This is a genomic window from Hydrogenophaga sp. OTU3427, from assembly GCF_038440225.1.
GTDB lineage: Bacteria > Pseudomonadota > Gammaproteobacteria > Burkholderiales > Burkholderiaceae_C > Hydrogenophaga.
The window spans coordinates 1-4,631 of the sequence record NZ_JASATI010000087.1; the positions used below are offsets into that span (position 1 = coordinate 1).

5 protein-coding genes are annotated in these 4,631 nt (G+C 67.4%); 4 read left to right on the forward strand and 1 reads right to left on the reverse strand.

Annotation, left to right across the window (positions count from 1 at the left end):
- Positions 1-333 precede the first annotated feature (333 nt).
- From AAHB17_RS24195 to AAHB17_RS24205, 3 genes are all read left to right on the forward strand, one after another.
- On the forward strand, positions 334-1,059 hold the full coding sequence (locus AAHB17_RS24195; protein ID WP_342133623.1) for a maleate cis-trans isomerase family protein: 726 nt from the start codon (positions 334-336) through the stop codon (positions 1,057-1,059).
- Positions 1,060-1,171: 112 nt separating this feature from the next.
- Entirely contained in the window at positions 1,172-1,882 is a 711-nt protein-coding gene (locus tag AAHB17_RS24200; protein WP_342133624.1) for a GntR family transcriptional regulator, read from the forward strand.
- Positions 1,883-1,995: 113 nt separating this feature from the next.
- A complete protein-coding gene (locus tag AAHB17_RS24205; protein WP_342133625.1) occupies positions 1,996-2,397 on the forward strand; it encodes a DoxX family protein in 402 nt (133 codons plus the stop codon).
- 15 nt (positions 2,398-2,412) lie between these two features.
- Here AAHB17_RS24205 and AAHB17_RS24210 read toward each other — a convergent pair whose 3' ends face one another.
- Entirely contained in the window at positions 2,413-3,084 is a 672-nt protein-coding gene (locus tag AAHB17_RS24210) for a GntR family transcriptional regulator (RefSeq protein ID WP_342133626.1), read from the reverse strand.
- 111 nt (positions 3,085-3,195) lie between these two features.
- Here AAHB17_RS24210 and AAHB17_RS24215 point away from each other — a divergent pair, with 111 nt between their 5' ends.
- Positions 3,196-4,437, forward strand: a complete 1,242-nt coding sequence (locus AAHB17_RS24215; RefSeq protein ID WP_342133627.1) for a pyridoxal-phosphate-dependent aminotransferase family protein — start codon at positions 3,196-3,198, stop codon at positions 4,435-4,437.
- Positions 4,438-4,631 lie beyond the last annotated feature (194 nt).

A 4,631-nucleotide genomic window follows, 5' to 3' on the forward strand; every position in this document is an offset into this window, starting at 1 on the left:
ATTGCGCACCACCAGGTCGAGGGGCTCAGACATGGGGCGCTCCTGCACCATTGGGCGTCGTTTGCACCAAATTAGTGTTGACAATAACGTTGACAAAATGTTCGACGATCATTTCGTGGGTTCCTGTGGGCTCCGTGCAACTAGCGTGCCAGCTTGACGGTAGTTGACAAACAAAATGGGTGTGGCGGCTATGGTCGTTGGAATCTGTTTTGTTGGCACTAGTGTTTACACTTATGTCGACAAAACAATGCTGCGGCATCATCAACACCGCTGGCACGAACGGTGCTCAACCGTGTCCGGCTGTCCGCCATGCTGTTTTTGTTTGGAGATCCCATGTCATCCGCTGTCCGCCTGGGTGTGCTCACCCCTTCGTCCAACACCGCGCTGGAGCCCCTGACCTCGGCCATCGTGGCCGGTCTGCCCGGCGGCAGTGCCCATTTCTCGCGCTTTCGCGTCACGGAGATCGCGCTCTCGTCCCAGGCGCTGGGCCAGTTCGACGACAGCAAGATCCTGGCGGCGGCCGAATTGCTGGCCGATGCCCGGGTGGACGTGATCGGCTGGAGCGGCACCGCCGCGGGCTGGCTGGGGTTTGATGCCGACCTGCGCCTGGTCGAGCGCATCCGCGAGCGCACCGGCCTGCGCGCCACCACCGCGGTGCTGGCCTTGAACGAGCTGCTGGCGCTGCGGGGCGTGGAGCGGCTGGCGCTGGTGACGCCTTACACCGGCGATGTGCAGCAGCGGATTGTCGACAACTACCGGGCCATCGGTGTCGAGGTTGTGGCCGAGCGGCACCTGGGCATCCATGTCAACCACGATTTCGCGCTGGTGCCTCCCGACACCCTGCGGGGTTTGATGCGCGAGGTCGCCGCGGCCCGTCCCCAGGCCATCGCTACCTACTGCACCAACCTGCACGCGGCCCAGTTGGCGCCCGCGGTGGAGGCCGAGCTGGGCCTGCCACTGCTGGACACGGTGAGCACCACGGTCTGGGGCATGTTGCGCGCCGTGGGGGCCGACCCGGCCCAGGTCAATGGCTGGGGGCAGTTGTATGGCTGGAAGTGACCATGTCCACGGCCAAGCCTGCGCGGGGCACGGTCATGGACAGGTCGATAGAATGATCGCAGACCATTTTGTCGACATTGCGGCGTCGCTGCCGCAGCCCAAGCCGAGCACCATGCCACGCACTGCGCGATCAACGCCGCCCACCGCCCTTCTGGAGCGTGAAAAGTCCAACGACGAGATTTACGAGCGGATTTACGTCGCCATCCTGGAACACCGCCTGCACCCCGGCACCAAGCTGGGCGAGGACCGGCTGGCCAACATCTTCAATGTGAGCCGCGCCCGCGTGCGCGAGGTGCTGGCCCGGCTGGCGCACGAGCAGATTGTCGACCTCTACCCGCAGCGCGGCGCCTTTGTGGCCAAGCCCACGCCCGAGCAGGCCATGGACGTGTTCGAAGCCCGGCGCCTGATCGAGCCGGCCGTGATCCGGCGCTTGATCGCCAATCTGACGCCCGACAAGGTGGCTCGCCTGCGCCAGCACCAGGAACTGGAGCTGGACGCGCGGCGCCGGGAAGACCGTCGCGCCGTGGTGCGCCTGTCGGGCGAGTTCCACCAGCTGCTGGCTCAACTGGCCGGCAACTCGGCGCTGGCGCGCAGCCTGCGCGAGCTGTCGACGCTGACCTGCCTGATCATCTTCCTCTATGACGCGCCCACCGCCATCAGCTGCCGCGCCGACGAACACTCGGACATCATCGACGCCATCGCCAAACGCGACGCGACGCGCGCCGAGAAGCTGGTGATCGAGCATCTTGACCACATCGAGAAAAGCCTGACCCTGCACAGTTCGCCGGTGGAGGTGGACCTGGAAGCTGTCTTCAAGGACTGAGCGGGCGCCGCGCGGCGGTGACCAAGGCCATTGCTCATGCCGGTGGCGCGGGCGCTGTGTGTCTGAAACCGTGGGCACGGGAACCCTTTGGGTGCGCCAGCGCTCATTCAGGCATGAACACTCACAAACTGTTGTCCCTTTTCGATCAACCCCGTGTCGGCGTGCTGCTGCTGCGCTGGAGCCTGGCCCTGCTGATGCTGCCCCATGGCGTGGCCAAGCTGTCCAATGGCGTGGACGGCATCGCTGGCATGCTGCAGTCCATGGGCCTGCCCGGCTTCCTCGCCTATGGCGTCTACCTCGGCGAGGTGGTGGCGCCGCTGTTCTTGTTGCTGGGTCGCTTCGTGGTGCCGGCCGCGCTGGTGATCGCCATCAACATGGTGTTCGCCGTTGGCCTGGCCCACCTCGGGCAGTTCTGGACGCTGGGCAAAAGCGGCGGCTGGGCGCTGGAGTTGCAGGCCTTCTTTTTCATCACCGCCGTCGTGGTCGCGCTGACGGCGCGCTCGCGGCCGGCCTGACGCGCGGCGGGCCGCTCAGCCCGCGATCTGTTCCAGCACCGCGTCGCGTTTGCGCCGCAGGTGCTCCACCAGCAGCCGGCGCATGGCCTGGCCGTCGCGCGCCTTGAGCGCGCGCAGCATCTGGGCGTGTTCGTCCAGCGCGTGCGCCCACTTGACCTCGTCCTGGTTGGATCGGAAACGCAGCGCGTGCAGGCGGCGGTTGAGCTGTTGCCAGGTCTGGCGCAGCACCGGGTTGTCGGCCAGGCGGCTGAGCCAGTCGTGCACCTGCGCGTTGGCCGCGTAATAGGCCTGCAGGTCGCGGCGTTCGAAGGCCGCCTGCATGTCGTACTGCAAGGCCTGCAGTTCCGACAGCGCGGTGTCGGTCACGCGCGCCGCCGCGCGTTCGCCGGCCAGGCCCTCCAGTTCGGCGATCACGTCGAAGGTGTTCAGCACCTCCTCGCGCGTCAGGCGCGGGGCGAAGGCGCCGCGCCCGGGCTCCAGCGTCACCATGCCCTCGGCCGCCAGCAGGCGTATGGCCTCGCGCAACGGCGTGCGCGAGATGCCCAGCTGCTCGCACAAGACCCGCTCGTTGAGCTTGGCCCCGGCCGGCAGCGTGCCTTCGACCAGCAGCTTGCGCAGGCGCTGGGCCACTTGCTGGTGCAGCGCATCGCGCACCACGGGCAGGTCGTCGTCCAGGGCAAGGTCCATGGGCGGATTATGTATGCAAAAGACAAAAGCGTTGTCACCTATGGCCACATGAGAGAGTGCATGCTATTGTTTGGCTAGTTTTGTATTTTGTATGCAAAAAAGGAGAAACACATGCCCAACCTGAATTTCCACCCCGCCGGCCGCCACAGCCTGTCCATTCCGGGCCCCAGCCCGGTGCCCGACCGCCTGCTGAGGGCCATGAGCTACCCCACCATCGACCACCGGGGCCCCGAGTTCGGCGTGCTGGGCCACCAGGTGCTGGCGGGCCTGCAGCGCATCTTCCAGACCCGCCACCCGGTGGTGGTCTACCCGGCCTCGGGCACCGGCGCCTGGGAAGCGGCCCTGGTCAACACCCTGAGCCCGGGCGACAGCGTGCTGATGTACGAGACCGGGCATTTCGCCAGCCTGTGGAAGAAGATGGCCGAGCGCCTGGGCCTGCGGCCCGAGTTCGTGGCCCTGCCCGGCACCTGCGCCGAGACCGGCCTGCCCCTGAGCTGGCGCCATGGCGTGCAGGCCGACCTGATCGGGCAGCGCCTGCGCGACGACCGCGAGCACCAGATCAAGGCGGTCTGTGTGGTGCACAACGAGACCTCCACCGGCGTCACCTCCGACATCGCCGCCGTGCGCCGCGCCATCGACGCCGCCGGCCACCCGGCGCTGCTGCTGGTGGACACCATCTCGGGCCTGGCCTCGGCCGACTACCGGCACGACGCATGGGGCGTGGACGTGACCGTCAGCGGTTCCCAGAAAGGCCTGATGCTGCCGCCCGGCATCAGCTTCAACGCCCTGTCGCCCAAGGCCATCGCCGCCTCGCACACGGCGCGCCTGCCCAAGGCCTTCTGGGCCTGGGACGAGATCGTCGAGATCAACAAGACCGGCTACTGGCCCTACACGCCCAACACCAACCTGCTCTACGCGCTGGTGGAGGCCATCGACATGATCGAGAACGAGGGTTTGCCGCAGGTGTTCGCCCGCCACCAGCGCCTGGCCGAGGCCTGCCGCGCGGCGGTGGCGGCCTGGGGCCTGCCGGTGCAGAGCGCCGACGCGGCCACCCATTCGCCGGTGCTCACCGGCGTGGTCACGCCCGTGGGGGTGGATGCCGACGCCGTGCGCCGGCTGATCTACGAGCACTACAACCTGTCGCTGGGCACCGGCCTGGGTCAGCTCAAGGGGCGCATGTTCCGCATCGGGCACCTGGGCGAATGCAACGACCTCAGCCTGCTGGCCACGCTGGGCGGCTGCGAGATGGGGCTGCGGCAGGCCGGGGTGGCGCTGCGCGGCAGCGGCGTGGCGGCCGCCATGGACAGCCTGCGCGCGACGGCGGTGCCGGTGGCGCGGCATCCGGTGTCCTGAGAACGTGTTGACGATCTACAAGGGGTCGCGTTGGAACGCAATCGGGATGAGTTGCTCGCTCACGCCACGCCGCATGGGCTTATGCCCATGCAAGGGGTTGGGTAGGCAAATCGCCCGATTTCGTTCCAACCCGCAGGGCAAGTGCCTTTTCGGGCGGTCTGCGGCGTTGCAAAGCCTCGACGGGCCACCGGCCC

Coding starts and splice junctions, on each gene's coding strand:
- AAHB17_RS24195 (WP_342133623.1), top strand. CDS start 334: ATGTCATCCGCTGTCCGCCTGGGTGTGCTCACCCCTTCGTCCAACACC.
- AAHB17_RS24200 (WP_342133624.1), top strand. CDS start 1,172: ATGCCACGCACTGCGCGATCAACGCCGCCCACCGCCCTTCTGGAGCGT.
- AAHB17_RS24205 (WP_342133625.1), top strand. CDS start 1,996: ATGAACACTCACAAACTGTTGTCCCTTTTCGATCAACCCCGTGTCGGC.
- AAHB17_RS24210 (WP_342133626.1), bottom strand. CDS start 3,084: ATGGACCTTGCCCTGGACGACGACCTGCCCGTGGTGCGCGATGCGCTG.
- AAHB17_RS24215 (WP_342133627.1), top strand. CDS start 3,196: ATGCCCAACCTGAATTTCCACCCCGCCGGCCGCCACAGCCTGTCCATT.